Source organism: Cytophagaceae bacterium ABcell3, assembly GCA_030913385.1.
Lineage (GTDB): Bacteria > Bacteroidota > Bacteroidia > Cytophagales > Cytophagaceae > ABcell3.
Genome location: CP133159.1, coordinates 2,736,244 through 2,762,318, shown reverse-complemented (window position 1 = coordinate 2,762,318; position 26,075 = coordinate 2,736,244). Strand labels below are relative to the sequence as shown.

The 26,075-nt window shown below is 39.0% G+C and carries 18 protein-coding genes; 4 read left to right on the top strand and 14 right to left on the bottom strand.

Translation table 11 applies throughout. The features are described 5' to 3' along the window. Positions 1–38 precede the first annotated feature (38 nt). The gene (locus RCC89_11245) at positions 39–1,349 is read left to right on the top strand and encodes a dihydrolipoamide acetyltransferase family protein (GenBank protein WMJ73735.1); all 1,311 of its coding nucleotides are present in this window, start codon (positions 39–41) and stop codon (positions 1,347–1,349) included. Positions 1,350–1,544: 195 nt separating this feature from the next. Here the strand turns inward: RCC89_11245 and RCC89_11240 are convergent, their stop codons facing one another. Then, positions 1,545–2,207: a hypothetical protein gene (locus tag RCC89_11240; GenBank protein ID WMJ73734.1), complete on the bottom strand. Its 663-nt coding sequence runs from the start codon at positions 2,205–2,207 to the stop codon at positions 1,545–1,547. 249 nt (positions 2,208–2,456) lie between these two features. Here RCC89_11240 and RCC89_11235 point away from each other — a divergent pair, with 249 nt between their 5' ends. Then, positions 2,457–2,897, top strand: coding sequence for a DUF2267 domain-containing protein (locus RCC89_11235; GenBank protein ID WMJ73733.1), 441 nt, complete (start codon positions 2,457–2,459; stop codon positions 2,895–2,897). Between the two features lie 71 nt (positions 2,898–2,968). Here the strand turns inward: RCC89_11235 and RCC89_11230 are convergent, their stop codons facing one another. The 10 genes from RCC89_11230 to RCC89_11185 all read right to left on the bottom strand — a co-directional run bounded on the left by RCC89_11230 (position 2,969) and on the right by RCC89_11185 (position 19,535). After that, positions 2,969–3,658, bottom strand: coding sequence for a T9SS type A sorting domain-containing protein (locus RCC89_11230; protein ID WMJ73732.1), 690 nt, complete (start codon positions 3,656–3,658; stop codon positions 2,969–2,971). Between the two features lie 848 nt (positions 3,659–4,506). After that, positions 4,507–4,929: a response regulator gene (locus tag RCC89_11225; protein WMJ73731.1), complete on the bottom strand. Its 423-nt coding sequence runs from the start codon at positions 4,927–4,929 to the stop codon at positions 4,507–4,509. 191 nt (positions 4,930–5,120) lie between these two features. Next, positions 5,121–5,600 (bottom strand): hypothetical protein, encoded by a 480-nt coding sequence (locus RCC89_11220; protein WMJ73730.1) that lies wholly within the window; start codon positions 5,598–5,600, stop codon positions 5,121–5,123. Positions 5,601–5,713: 113 nt separating this feature from the next. Beyond that, on the bottom strand, positions 5,714–7,522 hold the full coding sequence (locus RCC89_11215) for a glycosyltransferase (GenBank protein WMJ73729.1): 1,809 nt from the start codon (positions 7,520–7,522) through the stop codon (positions 5,714–5,716). A gap of 479 nt (positions 7,523–8,001) precedes the next feature. After that, the gene (locus RCC89_11210) at positions 8,002–9,471 is read right to left on the bottom strand and encodes a rubredoxin (protein WMJ73728.1); all 1,470 of its coding nucleotides are present in this window, start codon (positions 9,469–9,471) and stop codon (positions 8,002–8,004) included. A gap of 5 nt (positions 9,472–9,476) precedes the next feature. After that, positions 9,477–12,983: a molybdopterin-dependent oxidoreductase gene (locus RCC89_11205; protein ID WMJ73727.1), complete on the bottom strand. Its 3,507-nt coding sequence runs from the start codon at positions 12,981–12,983 to the stop codon at positions 9,477–9,479. Positions 12,984–13,011: 28 nt separating this feature from the next. Beyond that, the gene (locus tag RCC89_11200; protein ID WMJ73726.1) at positions 13,012–14,397 is read right to left on the bottom strand and encodes an MFS transporter; all 1,386 of its coding nucleotides are present in this window, start codon (positions 14,395–14,397) and stop codon (positions 13,012–13,014) included. Positions 14,398–14,831: 434 nt separating this feature from the next. Next, entirely contained in the window at positions 14,832–16,241 is a 1,410-nt protein-coding gene (locus tag RCC89_11195; protein ID WMJ73725.1) for an alginate export family protein, read from the bottom strand. 794 nt (positions 16,242–17,035) lie between these two features. Further along, entirely contained in the window at positions 17,036–17,695 is a 660-nt protein-coding gene (locus tag RCC89_11190; GenBank protein WMJ73724.1) for a response regulator transcription factor, read from the bottom strand. 1 nt (position 17,696) lies between these two features. Then, positions 17,697–19,535: a PAS domain-containing protein gene (locus tag RCC89_11185; protein WMJ73723.1), complete on the bottom strand. Its 1,839-nt coding sequence runs from the start codon at positions 19,533–19,535 to the stop codon at positions 17,697–17,699. Positions 19,536–19,778: 243 nt separating this feature from the next. Between RCC89_11185 and RCC89_11180 the strand changes: the two genes are divergently transcribed. Next, positions 19,779–21,068 (top strand): hypothetical protein, encoded by a 1,290-nt coding sequence (locus tag RCC89_11180; protein ID WMJ73722.1) that lies wholly within the window; start codon positions 19,779–19,781, stop codon positions 21,066–21,068. A gap of 103 nt (positions 21,069–21,171) precedes the next feature. After that, positions 21,172–22,278 (top strand): glucose 1-dehydrogenase, encoded by a 1,107-nt coding sequence (locus tag RCC89_11175; protein ID WMJ73721.1) that lies wholly within the window; start codon positions 21,172–21,174, stop codon positions 22,276–22,278. Between the two features lie 604 nt (positions 22,279–22,882). Here RCC89_11175 and RCC89_11170 read toward each other — a convergent pair. The 3 genes from RCC89_11170 to RCC89_11160 form a co-directional block, all read right to left on the bottom strand. Beyond that, entirely contained in the window at positions 22,883–23,236 is a 354-nt protein-coding gene (locus tag RCC89_11170; protein WMJ73720.1) for a hypothetical protein, read from the bottom strand. A 326-nt stretch (positions 23,237–23,562) separates the two neighbouring features. Beyond that, positions 23,563–24,933: a ferric reductase-like transmembrane domain-containing protein gene (locus RCC89_11165; GenBank protein ID WMJ73719.1), complete on the bottom strand. Its 1,371-nt coding sequence runs from the start codon at positions 24,931–24,933 to the stop codon at positions 23,563–23,565. Positions 24,934–24,995: 62 nt separating this feature from the next. After that, positions 24,996–25,925: a D-2-hydroxyacid dehydrogenase gene (locus RCC89_11160; GenBank protein WMJ73718.1), complete on the bottom strand. Its 930-nt coding sequence runs from the start codon at positions 25,923–25,925 to the stop codon at positions 24,996–24,998. Positions 25,926–26,075 lie beyond the last annotated feature (150 nt).

Below are 26,075 nucleotides of genomic sequence, written 5' to 3'. Positions count from 1 at the left end.
ATTTTTGCTAATCATATAAAAAGACAATATTTTAAAAAATGGCATTAATCGAAATGGTAATGCCCAAAATGGGCGAAAGTATAATGGAGGGCACCATCCTTAACTGGCTAAAAAAACCAGGTGACAGGATTGAGCAGGACGAGTCAGTACTTGAAGTTGCTACCGACAAAGTAGATACAGATGTCCCTGCCACTCATGCCGGAGTACTTAAGGAAATTCTTGTAGAAAAAGGACAAGTCGCTCAGGTAGGCGCACCCATAGCCATTATTGCCACTGAAGGAGAAGAAGAGGTTGCTCCTAAGCCAAAAGCCACTGAAGATATTGTTCAAGAAGAAAAGCAGCCCACTGCCAGCACTAATGTACCTACCAAAGCCGCTGAACCTGTCAAAGCCAGTGGAAGATTTTACTCCCCGCTCGTCTTAAACATTGCACGTCAGGAAAATATTAGCATGATGGAACTGGAAAAAATTCCAGGAACGGGTAAAGAAGGAAGGGTTACCAAAAACGACATTTTCAAATACTTGCAAGACCGTAAAGCGCCACAAGTAGAAAAGCCAGCTTCGACCTCTACACAAACTGCTGCTCCTAAAGAATATGTTCAGGAGCAAATAAAGCCCGCTACATCTCTTAACGGAAATGTGGAAATAATAGAAATGGACCGCATGCGCAAAATGATTGCGGAAAGGATGCTTGAGTCTAAAAAAGTTTCTCCACATGTAACCTCGTTTGTAGAAGCAGATGTTACCAATATTGTTTATTGGAGAAATAGAGCCAAGAGTGAATTTGCGGAAAAAGAAAGTGTAGCATTAACATATACCCCGATTTTTATAGAGGCGGTGGTAAAGGCCATCAAAGACTACCCAATGATTAACGTCTCGGTTGAAGGCGACAAGATTATTGTCAAAAAAGATATTAACGTTGGTATGGCTGTGGCCCTACCTTCTGGAAACCTTATAGTTCCGGTCATAAAAAATGCAGACCAGTTAAACATTATCGGCCTTACTAAAAAAGTAAATGAGCTGGCTAAAAAAGCCAGAGAAAACAAATTAAGTGCCGACGAACTCTCAGGCGGCACTTATACAGTTTCTAATGTTGGCTCTTTTGGCAACATGATGGGCACTCCAATCATTGTGCAGCCACAAGTTGGAATTCTTGCTTTAGGCGCTGTAGTCAAAAAACCTGCCGTAGTCGAAACGCCTCTAGGAGACACTATCGGTATCAGACATATGATGTTTTTATCACACTCTTATGACCATAGAGTGGTGGATGGTTCTTTAGGTGGTATGTTTGTACGAAGGGTAGCCGATTACCTAGAAAAGTTCGACATTAACCGGAAAGTTTTCTCTTAATGCAAAAGATATAAAACTAGAAACACTAAACTTAAAAAAGGACGGTTTGCGCCGTCCTTTTTTAGTTATAGCCTATAAGATATCAGTTTTCTCAATTTATGGTGTACTGAAACGCAAGAAAACGCTCGAAAGCCTTTTTCCTATACCTTATTGTTATTTTGCCCCTCATAACGAAATATATCGCATAATTCAGGTTTAGTGGGTGCAGTTGTTCCTAAACACTTTCTTGCCCTCTCCCCTACATATCCTGCACAATGAGGAACTTTCGCCAGTACCTGTACAGTGTCGACATTCGGCAATACCGGTAGCGTTACACTTCGTACACGAAAGGAACTTTTCATTAAACCCGGAGCCACTTCTTGTAATGCCACTTCCATTGCAAGATCGGCAATAGTTTTTTCCAATCCCGCCACAGTGCTTACATGTAACAGCATTTTTCCCTGAGCCGTCACACTCAAAACATGCACTGTTTTCATATACTATGTTAGTATTGTTGCATTTATTACAAATAGCGGCTTCTGCTTTCTGAATATACTCCTTGGCAGAGTAATAGTATTCGCCTTTCTCTCCTTTGAGGTCAACATACTTTTCGAGGGCTTCTTTTCCCTTAACAGGACTTCCCTGTTCTACCAAAAGAAGGCCATAATAATAGGCTACTTCATCAGGAAGGGTAATCCCAAGTTTAAAAACTTTTTTGATCTCACCCATAGCAGTCCTATAGTCATTTCTTTCAATGTTTTCTCTTACTCCATGCAAAGAAAGCTTCAAAAGAGAGTCAGACGATACCTGAGCACTGCTTTCAAAGCAAAAACATGCTGATGTACACAAAAAAACTACTATAAAAAAGATAATCTTCATTTCTAATCAAACGCTTTGCAACAAGTATTATTTAGACACGCCGGCACAAAAATCATTATATTAAAATGTCTGGTAAACTTTGGCCACAGTTGCAAGTCTCAAAAATGTAAAATGAAAGTAAAATTAACATAATGCACAGATAAAACAGAAACAATACCATTTTTTGTTATACCAATAGAAAAACGTACTGATAACAACCAACGGAACATTTATATATAGGGATTGTTGATTAATAAAAGGAGGTTTGGTATGATAAACTTTGAAAAATTCGTAAACGAAGGACATAGGATTCTAAACGAGCTATCGGTAGAGCTTGGACATCCTGAGGAGAAAGAAAGGACGGGTATTGTTTTACGTGCTGTTTTGCATACGCTCAGAAACCATATATCAATACCACAGTCGCTAAACTTATTGGCACAATTGCCTATGTTCCTAAAGGGAATATACGTAGAGCAATGGAAATACCATGAGAAGCCAATAAGAATCAAATCTCTTGAGCATTTTGCTGAAGAGGTTGAAAAAGAGCAGAGCAACTTTGGTGAATCAAGGTTTGATTGGGATCAATCAACTATAGATATTTCAAAAACAGTTCTTAACTACCTGCGCAAGTATATATCAGAAGGTGAAATAGAAGACATAACTGCTGAGTTGCCTAAAGAGCTTAAAGAGCTGTTTTACGAACATGCTTAATAGCTGATGTAAAGTAGTTTCGATAGATGATAAAAAAAGAGTCGCCAGTGAAAACCACTGGCGACTCTTTTTTATCTGTTCACAATAAATTTTCCAGAAACTTTACTTTGATTATCGATCTCTAAGGTATATATGTATATTCCCTCCGGATAAGCAGAAACATTTACTTTGGTATCTTCAGAGTCATTAACTACTACCGATTCCATTTCTTCACCAATAATGTTTGTAACCCTAAGTGTACCACCGTGCCCTTCTTTGCTTATGCGAAATTGAGCAACATCAGATGCAGGGTTAGGGTAAACCGACTCAATATACTTTTTCTGGTTGTTCTGAGAGGTATTGACACTCGTAACTTCCTCATCATCCTCCACCACGATAACACCCGTCATTATATCTGGGTAGTTCATGGAATGGTAATGATATTCGCCAGGCGTGGTCAATTGCATCAGCCAAGAAGTTTGTTGAGCATTTATATGCTGATGCCATGGTCCTGTTCCTGGCGGCTGGTCATGGGAAGAGGTAGTATGATCTCCAGACTCCCAATAAAAAACCACACTATCCCCTACACTGATTGTTAAAGAGTCGGGTTCAAATTCATGATTGCGAACAAATATGGTATCTACTTCAGAAAACGCCCCAGGTTGCCCAATTTCACCAGAATCATCTGGTGGATGATGGTCTTCCTGACCAAATGCACTATTAATGCTTAATGAACTTTGAAGTAAAAAACAAAAAATAAATACAAAGTTAATATTTCTCATAGGCATATTTTTCAAATGGATTATATAATAATTACATAAACCACGTCTAATTGTTTGAATCCGGAAATGTGTTTTTAATAATAGGGTTACCCATTTAGATATCTGATGCTTTATTAGCTTACATAGGCTAGCTAAGTTACTTTTTGCCTCGCCGGCAAGGCCTTACTTTTTTTCTTGGACAAAAAAAGTAAGCAAAAAAGTCAAGGCCTGTGATGAAATTTGCTAAACTTTATAACCATTACGCTAAAAAATTTGAAACTCACCCTCCTTGCGTCGGGCTCAGACAGCAAATTTTTTGGCCGCTCCATGGTTATAAAGTTCTTAACGCAATTTCATCAATGGCCATCTTATTGTCTAACTATGGCACGTACCGTCACTTAAGGAAGACCGTTTAAAGCATTTTATCATGCAAAAAACTTATTACTTCTAGAGACTTAAATGGGTAATCCTATTTAATAATTGTTGAAGTACAAAATTTAGGTCAACAAAACCGTTTTTTCAGACAGCTTAGGGTAAGCGTCAGACACTCCCCTTTCCTAAGCCATAATGTGATTTACCTGTTATAAAAAAAGACAACCTTCAACAGTCAGAGGATTTTTTTAACCTGGATTATGCATTAGATTTCGTTATGAGGCGCATAAGAACAAAAAATCAGCGTATTTGATTTGCAAAGCATATTTGTTCTATGGTTAAAAGCCAAATGCGAGTAAAGGTCTGTTTTGAAGTTATTTTGCCACTTAGTAGAAAGTTCTAAAGCATATTTCAGGTTTAAGAATTCAGATCGCAAAAAAAATAAGAGACAGAACCTTGAAACTCATAAAACTATTTGCAACAACAAATGGGAAAACCTACAGTTCTTCTATGACCTCTTTCACTTTTTCTTCAGTCAAAGGTTTATTAAGAAAACCTTTTATCTGATAACTTTCAAGGTTTTTAATATCCTTAGGATTAGATGAAGTAGTGAGGACAATAACATTTACATCCTTATTAACATCCATGCCTTCAAAAGCTTTCAAGAAGCCAAAGCCATCTGTAACTGGCATATTAATATCAAGAAAGATAACATCAGGGCACTCAACCTCTTCCTTCTGGCATTTTTTTATCAAATTCAACGCCTCTTCGCCATTTAAAGCTACTTGAATGTCGTCGGCTACTTCTAGTTTTTTTATAAGCCGCTTATTGATAAAATTAGTTATCTGATCGTCATCTACCAGCAAAATTGCATTTAACTTTCTCATCCTAAACCCCATAAGAAAAACAATCTGTTTCATATATACAACCTCCTACCCTACCAAATAGTTTAAAAAATAAAGGCTGTAGCTTAAACATATATTAAAGAGGCTACAATAATATAGCTACCATACTGGAAATGGGTTAAAAAAACACCTATCCCGGAATTTATCTATTCTTCCAGGATAGGTGTTTAAAATATTTTCAGCCGACTTTCCTCTACCGTTCTGGTTTATACTTTAACTGGTTGGTTTGGCTGTTCAATAACTTCTTTAATTTCGCTGATCTCGATTTCTTTGTATAGGGCCTCTTCCATCATGTCTGCCCAGGTGTTCAAATACAAAACAACATCATCCTTTCTATCCCTTTTAAGGAATTTTGTTTCAGGGATTCTACTAAGAATCTTTCGATCGCTAAGGTTCTCCAGATGGACCAGATCATCAAGAATAAATCCAATATTAAGCATCTCGGTAATGATATCATCTATCTTATACCCGCTGTCTTTCTTATATAGTCTTACCAGCATTTCCCAGTCACCATGCTTCTTAATACCGTAATTGGAAATCTCTTTTTTATTAAGATCTGTTACAACCTGGACAAGATTACCACAATTACACGCTCCGATATCTTTCCACTCGTAATTGGATTTTACAGAAACTCTTTTCGCTGTTTTACGAAGCGCATCAATCAGTTCAACACTTGGTTTGGCCATAACACACAAATTTTACATTCTACCTTTATACCTCTAATTAATAAAGCGTAGGAAAAGCCAAAATGTTCACTACTAATTTTCCCGCATAGAAACAACAGCGTTAAAAACGAGTTTTATTGGAAGCTAAGCGCCTTTTCATAAGCTTGATCATAAAACGCAGCTAAGTGTTTCCAGTCAAATCCTTCAGATGCAGCTTCTACCATATTTCTTTGCTGAATCCTGTCACGTCGGGTTTGTTTAACAAACTCAAACAACATGTCTGTAAGCTGGTTTGCCGCATCGTCAAAGCTCCTGTCTTTTCGTTGCACTACATAAAGGCCATTATCATTATGGTCTGGCATAGCCTTCTTCACATAGTCACCAAATCCTGTAAGGTCACTTGTAACAGCAGGCACTCCACTAGCAATAGACTCTAAAGGTGTATACCCCCAAGGTTCGTAGTAACTAGGGAAAACACCTAGGTGACAGCCACGAATAAACTGACCGTATTCCATTCCAAACAGCGGATTTGTAGGAGAAATAAAATCTGGATGGTAAACGATTTTAACCCTATCATGCTCATTGTTCACCAAATTGGCCATTCTAAGGAAATTGAGGATTTCATCTTTCTGGTCATTGATAAGGTTATGGGTAACAATAAGTGGAAGACCTGCAGATTTCCACGACTGTATAGTCCTTCTTAGACGCAACCTCCAATAATCGTCTACAAAATGATTTAAGTCGGGTACTTTGGCATCACTAGAAGCCGCTGCGGCACAGAACAGCCGGTTACCTACTTGCTTTTCTATAGCTTCACAAGTTTCCCGGATTTCCTCCATGATGGCCCGCGACTGCAATGCACTAGGATTGATAGAGTGATAAGGCTGCTTTGTAATAAAGAACATAACCACCGTGGTGTCCATATTAGCCTCTCTCATGCGCCAGTTCAGCCTGGCCAGCGCTTCCAGTGTTAGGTCATACCCTTTATTTCTATATTCATATCTTCCTGAAGTGAAAAAATATAAGGTTTTATCAAGGTCAAAAGAATAGCTCTGGAAGAAATGTCCCATGACAAATTGATGGATCTGCTCTTTATATTCAAGATGCAGGTTCTGAAACTCATGGAGTGCTATAAACCGTTGGATATTTAATCCATTTGGCAAAATAAGGTCAACATCCCTGCCAAGTAAATGGGTACACTCTTTTGCAGTGACATCACTCACTGTAGAAAACACATCAGCACCATGGGCTGCGGCCCTCTCAATACGCACTTGAGGCTCAATGTTAAAGTACTGTGCTTCTTTTAGCCAGTCCAGCCAAGGCAAATGATCATAGAAATATGGGTTGTTCATGGCCAGATACCTCCCAAGCAAGGTGGCATGGGTAGTAAAAACAGTAGATACTTTGATGCCGTCATGCTTGATGCCCGGTATAGCAGTACCAACCATCCACTCGTGAAAATGTGCAAGCACTTTCTTTTCATTGGCCTGAGCATTTGACAACTCTGCCAGATATACTTTCACCAAATATCCAAAAGAAACTACCTGATCATAAAGCTCGTCAAGGTCTTTAGAAGTCAACTGGTGGTGCTCCCACAGGTAATATTTTATTTCATTCAATTTATGAAAGGCACTGTATGGGTTAATAAGAACCACCCTTGGCCTCCCCGAAACAAGCCATTTTCCATAAAAGACTTCAAAACCCATATCCCGCATTTTCAGCACAGCCTGCCCAAAAGGATCCGAATAGTCCTCTATGGGGTCAAATTCAGCTTGTGCCTTGTTATGGAAATATGGACCTATTAAACAATAATTACCCCCCCACTTTTCACACATTGCAGGAACTTTAGATCTAATTACAGTGTAGATCCCACCTACTTGGTTACATACCTCCCAAGCTACTTCCAGCAATAATGCATCCGAAAATTGTTTTGAAGACTTCATCCAGTTCAAAATTAAAAATTACCTTAAATAAAAAACCTTTAAATTAAAATAGTATTATAAAGAAAATGTTTGCCTAAAAAGAAATTCTCTATGAAAAATACGCTTTTCGCCTCCATTGAAATCAAATTGAAGCAGCAATCAATCATTTTCCACTAATAAAATCAGAAGTAATAAAAAAAATAGGTTAAATACAAACGCCTCTTTGATCATTAATTCTAAAATAATCAAAACGATGCACTAATATTCTAAAAATGAACAATAAGCAAAAAGACATTTTTTTCATATGGGAAAGAGGGAAAAAAGCAAGACATAACCTTTAGGCAAACTATGCTTTAGCTTGTTATAGTAGAAAAACAGAACAAGAGAGCATTGATCTTGCCCTCACATACAAAAAAAGACCAGGTTATTAAAAACCTGATCTATTTAAAAAGCACCCGTTGCCCGAAAGAACTTAACGTACCACCATAACCAATCGATTATTATTCTAACTCGGGAACATGGTTGCCTGATAAAATCCTTATATCTGCCGGAACAAACTTGTCCTTTCCAGAACCGCAAACGCTGCAACCATAATTATCTGGCAAAGCTTTGAAGGAAGTCCCAGCCGGAACAGAAGCACTTTCATCTCCAAGAGATTCATCATATAAAGTCATACAGCAACTGCACATGTACATGGTATTGCCAGTTGTTTTATCACTCGATGTTTTTTCTTTTGGCCGAACTGCTTCCTTGGTCTTCTGCACAGGCTTTCTCAAATCATCATAATGCTTTTCAACCAGCCAACATAAAATAGAAGCAATGTCTCTTTTCGGTATATTTCCTGAGAAAGGGATCAACTCTTCACTAAAAGGGTTAAAGTCTTTCCTATACCAGATATTGTAGCTGTTAAACAGGTTCAATTGAGGTATGGCGCATTTGTTTTCAATAATAATTGAAGCCATAGCGCTATGGCAGTCCTCTGTGATGGCAAAACTTAAATTACCGACACGTAAACCCTGGTCTTTAACTTTGGAAATGATTTCTTTTTTCAGCTTAAGAAACTTCTCTTTTCCCACAGGCAAAGTCCAACAAAGGTCAAGTGATGAGTGTTGAGAAAGTATACCATGCTTGCCTAAGATAATTTCCCAATCCGGAACGGACTTTTTATTTATGTTCTTTATAATAAAGGAGTTTCTGGTTGATAGTAATATACTCCCTATGTTATTACTAACACATTGGATGCACAAGTCTTCAAGCAACTTTATAGAGTACTTGTTGCTGTTCTGAAAGATCCCCAACCAATACTTTTCGCCAGAGGACTGAAAGCCATCAAGGTAAGAAAAGTGAGGTCTATCTAAAGCGAGCTCCCGGTCAATTACCCTAAAATGCCATTTTTCATAAGCGTACACTTGATCGATAACAGATGAAAAAGGCACCTTTTCACCAGTCAATATGATATTTTGCAAAACTTCCGTCAGTTCAGCAATATCTGTACTGGCGACCAAAGCAGGAAAGGTTTCTGTTTTGTTGGACCCAGGCATCCTGATTTTCAGAAACCAATACTCATCGTGTTCAGAGGCAATAAAATTAAGGTCTCCGTTAATAATTGGCACCATACCTTGGGCTGGATCACATAGAGACACCTTCAAAACAGGACTAAAGTCGAAAGACTCTAATATTTCTAGATATGCACCCTCGGACAACCATCGAGTGGAAGGCAAAATATCAGCATAAGGAAAAGATGATATTATGTTATGATAAATTCCAGGATCTTCAACTTTATCATAGATAATATTACTTAAACGAGAGTTTAAATCGGACAGGTACTTTTCATCAACACGAAATAGCAGTTCCTGCCTGTTTCCCACTTGGATATCAGAGACACCAAAATGATTGGCCGCCATAATAATCCTTCGGAGTTCACCCACAGAAACATTTCCTCCACGGGTCAATATTTTGATGGTCTTCATTTTTTTCATGCAGTCACCTCCAATTTCTGAAGAATATTAATAATTTCTGGTTTGCAACTTCCACACCCAGTGCCAGCTGCAGTCTTACTGCACACACTTTGCAATGTACTACAGCCTTGCTTAATAGCTTCTTCAATATTTCCTTCACCCACATTGTTGCACGAGCAAACCAGTTTGCCTATAACAGGTTTAGAATCTGAAGCACCAAGGATAAGCTCTTGTCTCTTTGCCCCAACTTCAATCTGGTTTTTGATCATTTCCCTAAAGTCATTGAACTTGGATTTATCGCCATACATGATTGCCCCCACAAGCTTATCCTTGTACAAAATACACTTTTTGTAATACCTAGAAGCTTTATCAACATAAGTTATTTCTTCGTAGTCAGGGTCACCGTCAGGTATTTCTACCACACCTAAAGAACATAAGTTAAGATCAGAAACTTTTAAGATGTTCATAAACAACGAACCAGAATATGTGGCAAAGTTATCGCCGGATAGGTACCGAGCAAGTAGCCCGGCCTGTTCTTCCGCGGCTGCTGTGATCCCGTATAGCATCTGGCGGTGCTCTGCTATTTCTCCTAAAGCGAAAATAGAAGGGTCACTGGTCTGCATGTAGTCATTTACTACCACTCCCCTATTGCATTTTAGTCCTGCCTCTCTGGCTATACCTATATTAGGAATAGTACCAATGGCATATACCAAGGCATCGCAATCTACACGACGTCCACTTCGTAACCTTACCCCTTTTATGCTTTCGTTTCCGATATGACTACAGACTTCGTCATTATAAAATATCTCTATCCCCCGTTCCTGCAACTCTTCATTTAAAAGGTTGCTGGCAAACTTATCCAGCTGCCGGTCCATAAGTCTCGAGGAACGCTGAACTACTTTGACAGGAATTGAAAGCTCATAAAGAGAGTCAGCCAATTCAAGCCCAAGAAGGCCACCGCCAACCACCACAACTTTACTACCAGGCTTAAGAGAATTCCTGAAAGCATCAGCATCTTCTTTGCGTCTCATAGTAAATATACCTCTCATTTCTTTAGGCACATCCTTCGGAACAGCAGGTCGGCTACCTGTACCCAATATCAGTATATCGTACGAATGCAACTTTCCATTTCCATCTTTAATACATTTAAGTTTAGGGTCTACTTTATCAATGCCTACACCTTTATGTACATAAATATTATATTCCTCAAACATGTGGTCCGGCATTTTCACTAAGCTATCCCACATTTTCTTGCCACTAATAAACTCAGGCAGTAAAACCCTATTATAAAATGGGTTATCCTCTTTACTAAACACATGAATTTCGTCAGCAGCATTTTGCTTTCTATAGCTCTCTATAAACCCGAAGGCCGCAGCTCCTGCACCGGCAATGACAATTTTTCTTGGGCTGTGGCGAATTTTACGAACCTCTACAGCCGAATATTTAAAATCTGGCTCTTTTGAAACTGGATCCAACAAAGGGTTCGTAAGGTTATTTGCCCTTCCAGAATCATCATCAAGTACTTTGCCCCAATGCATAGGCATAAACACCGTGCCTTTCTTGATTCCATGGTTTAGCTTGGCTATTACTTTTACATTGCCACGCTTGCTAAAAATTTCAACGCACTCATTCTCTCTAAGTCCCCTCTGCTCAGCATCAGCAGGGTTGATTTCAAGGTAAGGTCTATCAATATGCTGGTTCAGTTTTCCTACTTTCCCTGTCCTTGTCATTGTATGCCATTGGTCACGTATACGGCCTGTAGTCAGGACAAGAGGATAGCTTTCAGATACCGTTTCAGAAGTATTTTCATCAGCGACCGCATGTAGTTTGGCCTTACTATTTTCCGTATAAAATTTATGATCAGTAAACAGTCTATCAGTACCGACTTGATTTCCCTCAGGGAAAGGCCACTGTACAGACCTCTGTTCTTTCAAGATGTCATAAGAAAGGCCACTGATATCTATATTGGTTCCTTTAGTCAATGCGCAATGTTCTGCATAGACATCACTCGCCGATTTAAAATCAAAAGCTTTTTCAAAGCCCATTTTCTTTGCAAAGCGGCACAATATTTCACTGTCAGGCAAGGCTTCTCCAGGAGCATCAATAATTTTAGGTAGGTAAGTTATACGCCTTTCTGAATTAGTCATAGTCCCTTCTTTTTCCATAAAGCCTGCGGCTGGCAAAACTAAATCTGCATAAGGAACTGTCGCAGATGCCGAAGAAATATCTTGAACAATAACAAAAGACGCCTTTCTCAAAGCCATTTCAACCTTACGGGCATCGGGAAGACTTACTACAGGGTTGGTACATATAACCCATACGGCTTTCATCTTACCGGAGAGCAAGTTATCAAACATTTCGGTAGCGGTAAGGCCAGGCTTGTCAGGAACAGAAGGCACGTCCCAGAAATCAGCAACTTCTTGTCTGTGTTGTGGATTTTGTAAATTTCTATGGGCAGGCAATAGATTGGACAGTCCACCAACCTCACGACCGCCCATAGCATTAGGTTGGCCGGTCAATGAAAAAGGCCCACTACCAGGCTTGCCGATTTTTCCAGTAATTAAATTCAGGTTTATCAGTGCAAGATTCTTATTTACCCCAACCGAACTCTGGTTAAGTCCCATAGTCCACATAGTGATAAACCCTTTGGAGCGACCAATCAATTCAGCAGCCCTATGAATCTCTTTTACAGACAATCCACAGATATTTGCAGCTTCATCAATAGTTTTTTCATATGCTTTAGCTTTTAGTGCTTCAAATCCATCAGTATGGCCTAAAATAAAATCCATATCAATTTTATCCGCCTCTATAAGGCATCTGGCAATAGCATTAAAAAGCACAATATCAGTACCTGGGTTTAATTGCAAGTGAAGGTCTGCAATAGCACAGGTCTGGGTTTCCCTAGGGTCAGCGACTATAATCTTTACATCAGGGTTTTTCTCCTTGTGCGCCTCAAGCCTGCGAAACAAAATGGGATGACACCAAGCAGGGTTTGCTCCAGCAATGAAAAAGCAATCGGCAAGTTCTATATCTTCATAACTTACAGGAACGGCATCCTCCCCTAAAGTCATTTTATAGCCCGCTACTGCGGAACTCATACACAACCTGGAGTTGGTATCAATATTATTGGTACCAATAAAACCTTTGGTCAATTTATTTACAATGTAGTATTCCTCTGTCAAACATTGTCCAGAAACATAAAAGCCGACAGCATCTGGGCCATACCGATCAATAATACTTTTAAATACCGCTGCCGCCCTCTCCATAGCCACATCCCAGCTTACACGTTTACGCTGCATATTCCTGTTCCACCGCATTTCAGGATATAAAATCCTATCGCTCTTGTCCATTACGGTATAGTGCAGGTTCATACCTTTAGAGCAAAGCATACCTTTATTGACAGGGTAGTCAGGGTCCCCTTTCAAGTCAAGCATTCCCCTACTGTCTTTTTTAACTTCTATTCCACATCCCACACCACAATAAGAGCATACTGTTTTATAGCTATTGTTACAATCAGAAGGCATAAGTCAAATAGTTCAGAAGGTTAATTTTTTATACAACTGCCGGCTCTTTGCTCAACTCCGGCTTCACTTGCTCTTTTTGAGCTTCTAAAGATTTAGCTATATTTTTCATTTCTATCCTAACAGCTTCTTCGTCAGATTCAGAGAACCTAATTAAAAAGCAGCTAAAGGAAATGACAGAAACAATTACCCCTAACATAAGCAAACCTTCTTGATAAGTCATACTCTCGGTTTTCAATAAAAAACCAGCCAAAACGGCTCCCGCATTACCACCGGCACCAACGATTCCTGCAATGGTACCGACAGCTTTCCGGTTAACAAAAGGCACCACAGAAAATGTAGCTCCTTCAGCCATTTGCGTAAAAAGACTGAAAACAATCATAGCCAAAATCGCAGGGAGGAGAATATCGATAGAGGCAAACATTACAAGTGCAATACCTTCTAAAAACAAAATAGCCCCTAAAAACAGCACCCTGCCCTTTAAACCGCCAGTTTTACCTGCCCGGTCACCAAAAAAACCTCCCAATGTACGTGCAAAAAGGTTCATTAAACCAAACAGTCCAGCTATCAATCCTGCACTGGTTATACTAAGGCTAAAATTATCGACAAAATATATAGCCGCTATATTATTAATAGTGAGTTCTACACCAAAGCAAGCACCATAAATAAGGAAAAGCGCCCATACCCTTATATCTTTTATAGCGGTCAAAAAAGAAGAGCTTTCACCCTTTTCCTTTTTTCTGTATTTTAATGGATGGTTTTCAGGCAGGTCTTTAAAATTTCCTTCTGGGGTATCCTTGGTATAACGAAGGTATACAATACCCATTATTAACATGATCAAACCTGGAACAACCATGGCGAGACGCCACGCAATAGCATCGGCATATCCAATTAACACAAAGAAGCTGAACACAAGTGGCATAACCATTTGTGTAATTCCACCACCTAAATTACCCCAGCCGGCAGTAGTAGCATTGGCCGTACCTACTACATTGGAGGCAAACATAGCGGTGGTATGGTATTGAGTAATAACAAATGCGGCGCCTATTACACCTATGGCCAAACGGAAAATCATAAAACTTTCATAACTATTGCTTAGCCCTATCGACATTACAGGTATTGAACCAAGAATAAGCAAAAAAGCATAAGAAACCCTTGGCCCAATCCTATCACAGAGCCAACCAAAGAGCAATCTGGAAAAAACGGTTATAGCTACCGAACAGATAATTACATTGCCAATCTCAGGTTTAGTTAAATTCAACTCCTCTCTGACAATGGCCATAAGGGGAGCTATACCAAACCACCCGAAGAAACAAAGGAAAAATGCCAACCAAGTAAGGTGGAACACACGCATATGTGGTGCCTTAAGCGAAAAAAGGTTAATCTTAGTAGCTTTAGCACTGATTATCTGATTCATGAGTTTATTTACTTAAGTTACGTACCGTAAATATACGTAATCATTATATAAAATTAAGTAATTTTACGTAATAATTTCAAACAATATGTTTTAAGTACAACTCATTCTAAGAATACCATAAAAAAACGTATCCATAAATACTCAATCAACCGAACATTGACTCACCAAGCCAAAGCGGAATACGGTTTCCATAAAAAAACCTGCATGTACCTATTGGAAACATGCAGGCCCTAACCATATGAAGGCGCCAACATTGTCAACCCTTCACAAGCAACCATTGCTTATCAACCTATATTAACCATATAGATGGTCAACAAGATTATTTTTATCCCAGTCAAAACATTAGAACCCAAACGAAAAACAATATTCTTTGCTCGACATGCTGATAATTGGTATGTTCAAACCTTAAGGGACCTATGACTAAACACCCTAGATCAGTTTAAAAAACTAGGTGTCATATTGATCATTAAGTATGCCCACTGTCCGAATAGACGCTGGTCTGTACCCGCCGCAAAAGGTGTAGTTCCACTGTCTATCCTAGCGGCTGTTGGATGTTTGACCCTGTTCATTGTTTCTGTTCCAAACATCATGCAATAAGCCCCTTGGACAGTCACATTTTTAGCGATTGTATAATTAAATACCAAGTCAATTTCTGTACCTAACCTACTATCCATAGCCTCGCCATCAGGCCCTGCTACTGGTGCAGCCGCGCTAAAGTTGTGAACATGTACCAGCGCATTAAACTTGCTGTTAACTTTATAACTAGCTTTAGCATATACATCCAACAATCCTGGAGAAGTAGCCATACCTGTTCCAGGAAGGCCATAAGGTGTAGCAACATAAAAGTAGTCCATAAAACCCCAGAAAAGGTGCGGTGTACCATAAAGAGGGTCAAACCTTGTGTTTCTACCTTCTGGATCAACTGAATTTTGACCTGACAACAAGTCAAACCCTCCAGTAAATGTAAACTTTTTTACGTTATAGGAAACATTAGCCAATAGATTATAAGCATCCAACGTATTGCCAAGCGGATCGTTATTACCTTGATAGTATCCTCCTAGTTGAAACTTAACAGGGGATATATTCCCAAAGAAGGTACCACCTGCTGTAATCCTGCTATTGGTACCACGTCCGCCAATTTCTTGAAAGTCATCTTTAAACACCAAAGCTGTCGCACGGCCTATATTAGTTTTTTTAGCCAAGTACAAATATTGCATTGATTTATAATTCAAAGGAAGCGCATTTGTTCCTGGAGGAAAGCCCACAGGATTTCCTGGATGAATAGTAGCTGCGGGCACTCCCGGGTAATAGTTACCATGACCTAGCACATCTACCATATGTCCTTGATTGTACGCAGCACCTAAGTCCGCTTCAAACCCATTATACCTATACTTTAAAATTGCAGCATCGTGCCTTCTGGCTTGTTGCAACCAGTCAAGGTTACCCAAAAGCCTTGCATCATCATACTTAATTTCCTGTCTACCTAACTTAAAGTAGAGATCCCCCATGTTAGATGCAGTGTCAGTCAAGGTAATTTCCCCCCACCCTTCATGAAGAAAAGTCCAAGAGCCAACCGCATTGGCAATAGTAGACATATCGGCACCCCAAACCCTAATATCTTGAGCAGCTATAAAAAAATTTAACCGGTCCATCTTATAACCGACATTAAGGCGAGTACGTTGGGAGGTGAAGAAGTTAGGGCTTGCCCCCTCTACGGGAAGTGTCCCCCACCCATCACGGAATTCCGTCCGGGTTCGAACCTGACCACTTATAGTGAATTGAGCATATACACTTGCAGTCATGCAAGACAAAAGCACGAATAATATGATTCTTATTGATTTCATTGGTATTGGTATTTTAGGTTTAAAAAGTAGAAATGGTTAATAATTAATGGTAATGGTCAGGTTGTTACTTAAAATAGTATAAAATATAGTGGTGCGGCACCTCCTTTCTTTACTAGGCTAATTACTTATTCAAATATAAGGATAATTACGTACACATCAAGAAAAATTTACGTATTTACCCTTAAAGAAAGAAAGTTCTTTGTATAGGAAAACTACATACTAAAAAAGTACAATTAACAAAACCGACCGAAAGTTATAGAAGGTACAATACAGGCACTGCCTTACTTGAACCTGGATTGTGCATTAGATTTCGTTATGAGAGGCAAAAGAAAAAAAATAAGCTATTTTGTCTGCAAAGCATAGTGGATCTATAGTTAAAAACAAAATGCGAGAGAAGCACCTGATTATAAGTTATTTTACCACGTAATAGAAGTTCTAATGCATATTTCAGGTTGAATAGGATTGGAAACATTGAACACAAGATTGCGAGCGCTTGTACCAAGGAAAGAAACTATAGGTTAAATTTTGAACAAAAAAAATAGAACACCAAACAACTTTTTTCCTACAAATAATTAATTAATTGTAGGAGAAAAAGTATTATTAGGCGTTTAAGAAAAAAAACTAATATGCAAACAACAGAAAACAGCAGCAGCGTTAGGCCACGCCACTGCCCTTAAGCTTGGATAATTAGATTTCGTTATGAGGGGCAAAAGAACAAAAAACAACCACTTTTGAATCGCTAAAATATAAAGTATTCTGGGAAAGAAAGTCCCATTTGCATATTTCAGGTTAAACTAAACCAGGTTATCAGAAATTGCAATTTTCACTAGATCTATAGCATTTCGTGCGTTGACCTTGCGCATCATGTTTGAGCGGTGTGTCTCTATAGTCCGAATGCTGATGTTTAGCTTTTCTGCAATCTCCCTATTGTTCATGCCCTCCACAATAAATTTCAAAATTCCTCTTTCTCTTTTTGTCAAGGTGTTTGTTTCATCTTTGTAAGGCTGGACATCAACATCCTGATTAACCTTCTTCAAATAACTTGAAATCAACACTTCTGAAACGGCTCCAGTAAAATGGCGACCACCTTTAGATACGGTATTTATAGCACGAATAATTTCTTCCCTACCAGTATCCTTAAGGAGATATCCAAACGCGCCTGCTTCTAATGACTGGAGCACATACTCTTCTTTGTCATGCATTGAAAAAATAACACAGCGTGTTTCAGGGTATTTCTTTGAAACAACCTCTACCGCTTCTAGGCCATTCATTTCTGGCATAGTAATGTCTATTAAGAGAATATCTGGCCCAATAAGTTTAACTAGCTCAACTGCTTCAATACCATTAGAAGCCTCCCCTATTATCTTAAAGTTTCTTTCTTCACTTAAGGTAGACCGTATGCCATCTCTAACAATTGCATGGTCGTCCGCAATGATTATTTTAATTGGTTTCATATTACGATATATAGGTGCGATTATTTATAATTTCATCCTTTAGAAGCGGCACAGTTATAGTAATCTTGGTTCCCTCTCCTGGTGCAGTTTGAATTTTAAAGTCACCACCCATCATACTACACCGTTCTTGTATATTGGCAATCCCATTTCCCGAGCTGCTACCATTAGCACCCAAGCCCCCTTTTCTCAACCCATCCGATGGGAACCCCCTACCGTTATCCATTACAGACAGTTTCACATTCCCACTGCTGACCACTACATCCACTACAACCTTATCAGCCCCAGAGTACTTTACAGCATTGTTCAAGGCTTCTTGCAAAATCCTGTAAAGGTTAACTTCTACAGACTTGCTCAACCTCAACTTATCCTGATTATGCGAAAAACTAACTACCGTATCGGAATGCTTGGACACAAGCTCACATAAATGCTTACAAGCTGGTATTACGCCAAAATCATTTAAAACACTAGGCATAAGATTAAACGAAATCCTACGAACCTCTTGAATAGTATCCGTAAGCATCTTTTTAATATCATCAAGACGCGCTTTTTCCTTTTTTGTATTGACACCTTTAACCCCCTCTACATTGAATTTCAGCGCCGTCAACATTTGACCAAGCCCGTCATGCAGCTCCCTTGCCGTCTTTTTCCTTTCTTTTTCCTGACCCTCTATCAAAGAAGCTGATCGAATTTTTTGTTCTATAATCCGCTGTTTAAACTTTTGTGTCACATCGGTGTAAATAGCGATATACCTCTCTGGTATATTATTTTTGCCTAATACAGGGACAATGGTGGTGTCTAACCAAAAATACGACCCGTCCTTAGCCCGGTTTTTGATTTCTTTATTCCAGATTTCTCCAGAAGAGATCGTATCCCAGAGGTTGTCAAAAAAGGCACGAGAATGGTACAATCCACTAATGGCATTAAAACGCTTCCCTATCAACTCTTCCCTGCTATATCCTGAAATGTGGCTAAACTTCTCATTGACATAGGTTATAAGCCCATATTTATCAGTTTTTGCCAAAATAGTAGATTTATCTAGTGCAAAATTCACATCATTTAAGTCTTTAAGAGAACGCTCCAATGAAGCATTAAGCACTTTAAGTTTTGCAGCTAGTTGAGTAGCCCTGGCTTCAGACTTAATAAGCTCGACAATAGTAGCGGTTATCCTTTTTGCTGCCGGCCTAAAAATAAAAACTCCTTCCAACAACAAAATGAACAAGGTAACAGTCATGACCACAGCCTCTACCTTTTTTAAAAAGGCAACACGCTCCTGTGCTTCACGGTCATACTGGTGCACAATAGCATCCATTCCCTCAAAAAAAGCATTTTCATTGGCTATAATTTTCTCTACATAATAATTGATCTTTTCCTGCACATCCTCCTCTCCTCCTCGCTTTAAATCGATAATGGCCAGTGCACTTCCAGCAACATTTTGGTGATAAGGGTCAATTTGCTGAAACATTCGCTGAACTGCTTCACTATTATTGCCGGGCAGGTTCAAGTCCTTGTCCCCTTCCTGCAACCCTTTATGCCCTTTTTTCCATTTTATCACATACTCCTCCAGCTTTGTCACTTTATCGTCAAAGTCTTGATGAACCATATCATCCCGAATCATAAGAGCAAACTTTACAATCTGCTGACTCATGTACCTTTGACATCCCGACAGGTTCACCACGTGCGCATCATCGTTCTGCTCCTTAATAGCATGTTGTATAATAAACTGCCCCGCAATAGTTAAAAGAGCGACAGCAGAAAGCGCCAAGATATACAACCTCGTCAACTTTGAAGAAGCTTTCATCCCCTCTATATGACGAGGATCTGAACTTATTCCATCTTGCATACTATACTAAGCAAACTTGCGATTTTAATTAAGTATAAATATACGTACAATTACGTACAAACACCTACAACTAAGCAATTTTTTTTTAAAACAGCTTAGAAAAAACCAGAAAGTTACTTCACCATAGAAAAGAGAAACCAGCCATTGTACAAAAAAAGTACTATTTTATCTCTATGAAATATCCACAGATAAAAAATTATTACGTATATTCACAGAGCAATACTTAGTTCAAAATTTGCTTATATGTATCAGGAAAGACTTGAAGAGTTACTAAAAAAGAAAGGTATTGGACCATCGGGTAGCAAGAGCCTTAAAAAAGAAGAACTTAAAGAATTAGAACAGCTCTTCAAGAACACCTATGTCAGCCTCACCACCAAAGCGACTATGCTTACCGCTTTATTGACCCTACCTCCTACACCAGAAGAGGAAGAATGGATACATGCAGTTAAGCATTCAAGCTTAGACCTCCTCCCGCTTCCCTTGCAAGATTTTTTATCCAACACGCCCAACCACCCTTTTGCATCCACAATCCAAAAACTTATAGCTCATGAAGAATTGTCTGATGCTGAATGCCGTGAAGGAATAGACTTTATTTTAGACAACAATAATCCTGATTATTTAAAAGGTGCTTTTCTTGAAGGAGAACGTTTAAAAAGGGAATCATTCAATGAAAATAAAGCGTTTTTGGAGTCCCTGTGGAATCATTCTGAAAGAGTAGAAATAAACACCCCTATACTTTTAGATATTTGCGACAGTTATGACGGAAGCAACAGAACTCCTCTGTACAGCCCCTTTCTGGCAGCCTTGCTAGCCTCTTTAGGATACCCTACTGTTTTGCATGGCTTAGATACTGTAGCCCCAAAAATGGGCACTACTTCACACCAAATCCTAAAAGCAGCTGGTAAAAATCCTTTAAAAAACCTATCCGAGCTAGCCAATGATGTAGTTCAAGCCGATATTGCATGGGGATACGCCGACCAGTCAACCTTTTTCCCAAGACTTCATTCATTAAAAAAAATGCGTAAAGAAATGGTAAAAAGACCTTTTCTGGCTACATTTGAAAAGCTACTCCAACCTATACATAACAAAGGAGGAAACCATATAATAACAGGTTACACACATACGCACTACAGAGAAGAGCTGGTAAAACAACTTCAAGCCCAAAAAAAGTGTGCGAAAGCCATTGTTCTAAAAGGAGCGGAAGGTTCTACACACACCAGCATGACAAGGGATACTGTTTGTGTCAAGTATGACGGCAAAGACATTTATGACTCAACCGTGTCTCCTGAAAAATATAGGTTAAAAGCACTAGAACGAAAAATAGACACCTCACTTACGGCTGAAGACTCTGCTAATGAAGCCATAGAAGCTTTTGCAGGAAAAGACAATTATGCCAAACATCACATGGTATGGTCTGCCACACTTATTATACATGAACTAACAGGAGCCCCAGCGGAAGATATTGCTCAAGCTGCCCGAGCATCACTTGCTTCTGGTACGGCATTGAAGCACTGGGACAAAGGATGTAGTTAAACATCCAAGCATAAGGATCCATACACCCAAACCAAACATTTAACATCATATCATGTTGGTTACTATTGTATACCTATAATGTATAATAAAAAATAGTAAATACATGAAAGCTGTAGCTGTTAATCCAGGCAAAGAAGGGTCTTTGCATATGCGGGAAATCTCTAAACCTGCTGTAGAAAATATCCCTAACGGAAAAGGAGTGCTCGTAAAAATCTTAAAAGTCGCCCTTGACGGAACAGACAAAGATATAACAAAAGGAAAATATGGAACAAGTCCCAAAGAAGACGACTTTCTCGTAATTGGCCATGAAGCTTTGGGGGTTGTTGAAGATACGGGCTATAATGTTGATGACCTTAAAAAGGGCGATTATGTCGTACCTATTGTCAGAAGACCAGGCTCTTCCTTTTATGACAAAATCGACCTGTATGATATGACTACCGACAAGACTTTTTACGAAAGAGGCATCAGCAAAAGGCATGGCTTTCTCACTGAGTATTTTGTCGAAGAACCAGATTACCTGGTAAGAGTTCCCGAAAACTATGGAAAGCTTTCCGTACTGCTTGAGCCTGCTTCCATTATAGAAAAAGGTTATGAGCAAATGATGGAGGCACAGCGACGCATGAAAATCTGGAGGCCACAAAAAGCTATAGTCATGGGATTAGGCCCTTTAGGCTTATTAGCGGCATGGAAATTAAGGCTTGAAGGTATAGAAGTATTAGGCTTTGACAGAAAAGAAAAGCCCTTCAAAAGAGCGTTGCTCGAGGAAATCGGAGGGAAATATTATGCTTCAGAAGACACCCCGCTCAGCGAAGTATGCAAAAAAGAAGGATATGCGGACATTGTAATAGAAGCCACAGGAGTACCCAATGTGTTAGTAGAAGCAGCACAAGCCGTTGCTACCAATGGCGTACTGATGCTCACCAGCATTACACCAGGGAACGAAAAACAGGAAGTTCCTTTAAGCACTATTAACATGGAATTTGTACTAGGGAATAAGCTGATGTTCGGAACAGTAAATTCAAACAGAGAGCATTTTGAAATGGCAAAAAAAGACATTGGTTATAGCAAGGACAAGTTCCCAGGATGGCTGGAAAAGATAATCACGCATGAGTTTTCCTCTATTGAAAAGTATGAAGAAGCAATGGATATTCTAATGAATGCAAGCCAAAAACAGGCTATCAAAGTCATCTTGGACAATAATAGTAACTGAAAGCCCTAATAAATAACTGGAAGTCAAAAAGGGGCGATATAGCTCCTTTTTGTTTATGATACGCCTAACAACCCTCAATTAATAAACTTTTAGGATTACCCATTTAAGCCTTTAGGAAGTAATAAGTTTTTTTATACGACAAAATGCTTTAAATTGACTGTATGTGCAATTGTTAGAAAATAAGGCGGCCATTGATGAAATTGCGCCTGCCTGCCGAAGGTAAATTAAAACTTTATAATCATGAAGCGGCCAAAAATTTGCTGTTTGACCCCGACGCAAGGAGGGTGAGTTTCAATTTTTTTGGGCTCTATGTAGAATACTGTGAGGAAATAAAGTAAATCATGTCGATGAAATTTGTAATATTCAGATATCCACGTACTCTTCTTTCAGCTAGTTGTATTTTGCTGTTAATCCCTTCCATGATACCATTGGCAACTGAGACTCGATGTAATTAGTAATTCCTTTCTATTGGGATTTGATTGTGCTTACAACCTCTTGAAGACATACAAGCCGTCCTCTTCAACAAGATCACACCAGTAAGCCAAGAAAGCTGAACCCTCTTCTTTTGTTTTAAATTCCCAAGAGCTCTGCAATAGGGTCTTTATTAGATATGCCTTTCCAATAGTTGGCAAAAGCTCAATAAGTACTTGCCGATCCTCCTTCTGTTTAGCGCTAAGCTTGTGTGTGTATACTTAAAAAACTTATATTTGAATACTTTAAGTATTGAATGTTCCCCGGACTTCTCGCTTACGTACATTCTACATAGCTTCATTAAGCACTTTGCTTTTAAATGATCTTTAATTCTTCCGATAGTGTGCCACCCCTTACTTGGAGCAACATGAATCACACGCCGAGTAGCCAAATCTGCTGCTACGGTCACATAATCATGTCCTTTTCTTACATAAGTCTCACCAATACCCAATTGAGTCACCGTACTTTGGTTTCCACAGTAAATCATATAGACCCAATTTTTTAGTGTAATGGTTCTAAAGTTTAGCAAACTTCATCACAAGCCATGACTTTTTTGCTTACTTTTTTTGCCTAAGAAAAAAGTAAGACCTTGCCGAGGAGGCAAAAAGCAACTAAGCGAGCCTCAATAAGCTAATAAAATATATGATACCTAAATGGGTAATCCTACTTCAAACTAAAAGACAACGCATTAAAAGTTTGAATAAGCTTAGTTTAAAACACCTAATGATTGCCACAAAGCAAACAAAACCACAACAAGCATCAACAAAGATCCAGTTAAAATAACATATACAATAAGAAGTCTATGACGCATAATTACACAAGGTTAAATTCTTCCTGTTCAATATTTTCATAAGGCACTTTCACCTTCAAAAGTGCCCTTTCTACAGCATTCATCATGACCGGAGGGCCACACAAGAAATACATCCTTTGCTCTTTATCTTCAGGAAAATGCCGGTCAAGTAAATCAGGAGTAACAAAACCAGTTTCACCTTCCCATCCTTCTGGAGGTGTCGTCAATACATGCACAACCGTAAGGTCAAGCTTTTTCTTCAACTCCTCGAGTTCCTCATAAAAAGTAATATCTTCTATAGTATTGTTGGCATATATAAGTAAAATATTTCGCTGAAATTTAATATCTGCAAAAGTCCTGAGCATGCTCATTACAGGAGTAATACCGACCCCACCTACAATAAAAACAAAACTCTTGGCTTCATAATGTCTGTTAGGAACAAAAGCGCCATGAGGTCCTTCAAGATACGCAGGCATTCCAGGCTTCACATATTTAATTGTAGAAGTAAAATCACCAAGTTCCTTAATAGTGACAGCAACTTTATCCCTTCGCTCCGCACTGGAAGATAAAGAAAAAGGATGATCTTCAATAGCAAAAGGAGAATTCCCCAAAGTCAACCAAACAAACTGCCCTGGACGGAACTTCATACCAGAATGCCCATCAGGCCTAAACACCAGTGTCCAGCATTTGCCTTTTTCAGGAATCACTTCATCTACAATATATACACGCTTAATTAATTGTAAAGGCTTCCCAATTCGTATATAAAAAAGCAAACTTAGTGTTGCCATAAACATTCCACCCCAAAAAAACTGTTTCCATGGAAGAGCAAGGTAATACCCCACCCCCAGCACATGTCCCAAAGCACCTATCAGCGCTATTACGGCAAGTATCCCATGAGAAATTTTCCACGTTTCGTATTTAATGTTCAACTGCTTTCTGTACAATGAAAGAACAGCAAGTAAAATCAACGAAACAGTTGCCAATACAGCCATTTGCGCTCTCAAAGGTGCTTCCCAAAAAAGCAACAACCTAAGGTTTTCTGAATTTTTTATAAATAAAATTAAAGGGTGTACAATAATAAAACCAATAGCAACTAAAGAAATGTACCTGTGAAACTCCAAAATCACATCAATTCCGTAAGGTCCTGTGATTCTCCGGTACCTTGCAGTTAACAAAAACTGCAAACTTAACATGGTAAGACCAACAAAACCCAAGGCTACAGATAGTTCCATCCAAAAACCACGGGCAGGAAGATCTGTATAGGCCATAGCTATAAACAAAGGCGTGATGCAGATAACTATATATAAAAGCATATAAAAAGCCCCACGCAGGTGATAATTCTTTATCTTTCCAAACACAGGTATTATTCCCGGTACACTTTTCCCCTTTAGCATATTAAAAATATTTGTATCAGGAAAATATAACCTATATAATGCTAAATGGTTTATTCAGAGACTTAAAAAAAACTTTGAATATTATCCACAATCCTTTGAACAAGCGTCTCCCTTGCTTCTTTTCCAGCCCATGCAATGTGAGGACTCATGATCAGCTTATCCTTATCAGATATATGCAAAAGCGGATTGTCAGCCTTAACTGGCTCTTCTGTAAACACATCAATAGCCGCCCCAGCCAAAACGCCATTATCTAAGGCTGTAGCCAATGCCTGCTCATTAACAATTCCTCCCCTACCGACATTAATAACAATTGCAGTACGTTTGAACTCAGAAAGTTCTTTATCCCCTATTAGATCAAAAGTATCATCATTTAAGGCCGCATGGATAGAAATAACATCAGAGGTGGCAAGCAGTTCTTTTAACCCCAAGTGCTTGTATGGCTGGTCGAGGTTCTTGCCAGAAGTAGAGTGATAAACAACTTCAGCACCAAAAACAGCAGCAACTTCTGCCACCTTGCGTCCAATTTCCCCCATTCCAATTATACCATACCTTTTTCCTTGTAAAGCAAAATACTCATGCTCTATACATGTAAAAATCTCACTTTTGGAATACTCCCCACTTTTGACATACTGATCATACCAGTTTACCCGGTGAATCAATGCGAGCAGAAGAGCAAAAGTGTGCTGTGCCACACTATCAGTAGAATAGCCTTTTACATTCTTTACAGTAACCCCCAAGCGTTCGGCAGCCTGTAGATCTATATTATTTGTACCTGTGGCAGCCACACAAATAAGGCGAAGGTTACCACAACACTCCATTAAAACACCGTCTATTACCACTTTATTAGTAATAACCACATCTGCACCCTTTACTCTTTCATACACTTGTTCCGGGCAAGTAGTATCATACTGTACATATTCTCCAAGTTTGGCAAAAGCATCAACTGCTGGTATATTGCCAATTGTTTTAGCATCTAAAAAAACTATCTTCATATTTGTTTATAATTTTAATTTCAAAACCCAAGGACATACAACTTCTTTTGTTTTTCCACGCACGACAAACCCTATGGTAAGGTCTGAGTTAAACCTAAATTACGCGACAGATTTTGTCATGAGAAGCAAAATAGCAATAAATCAGCACTT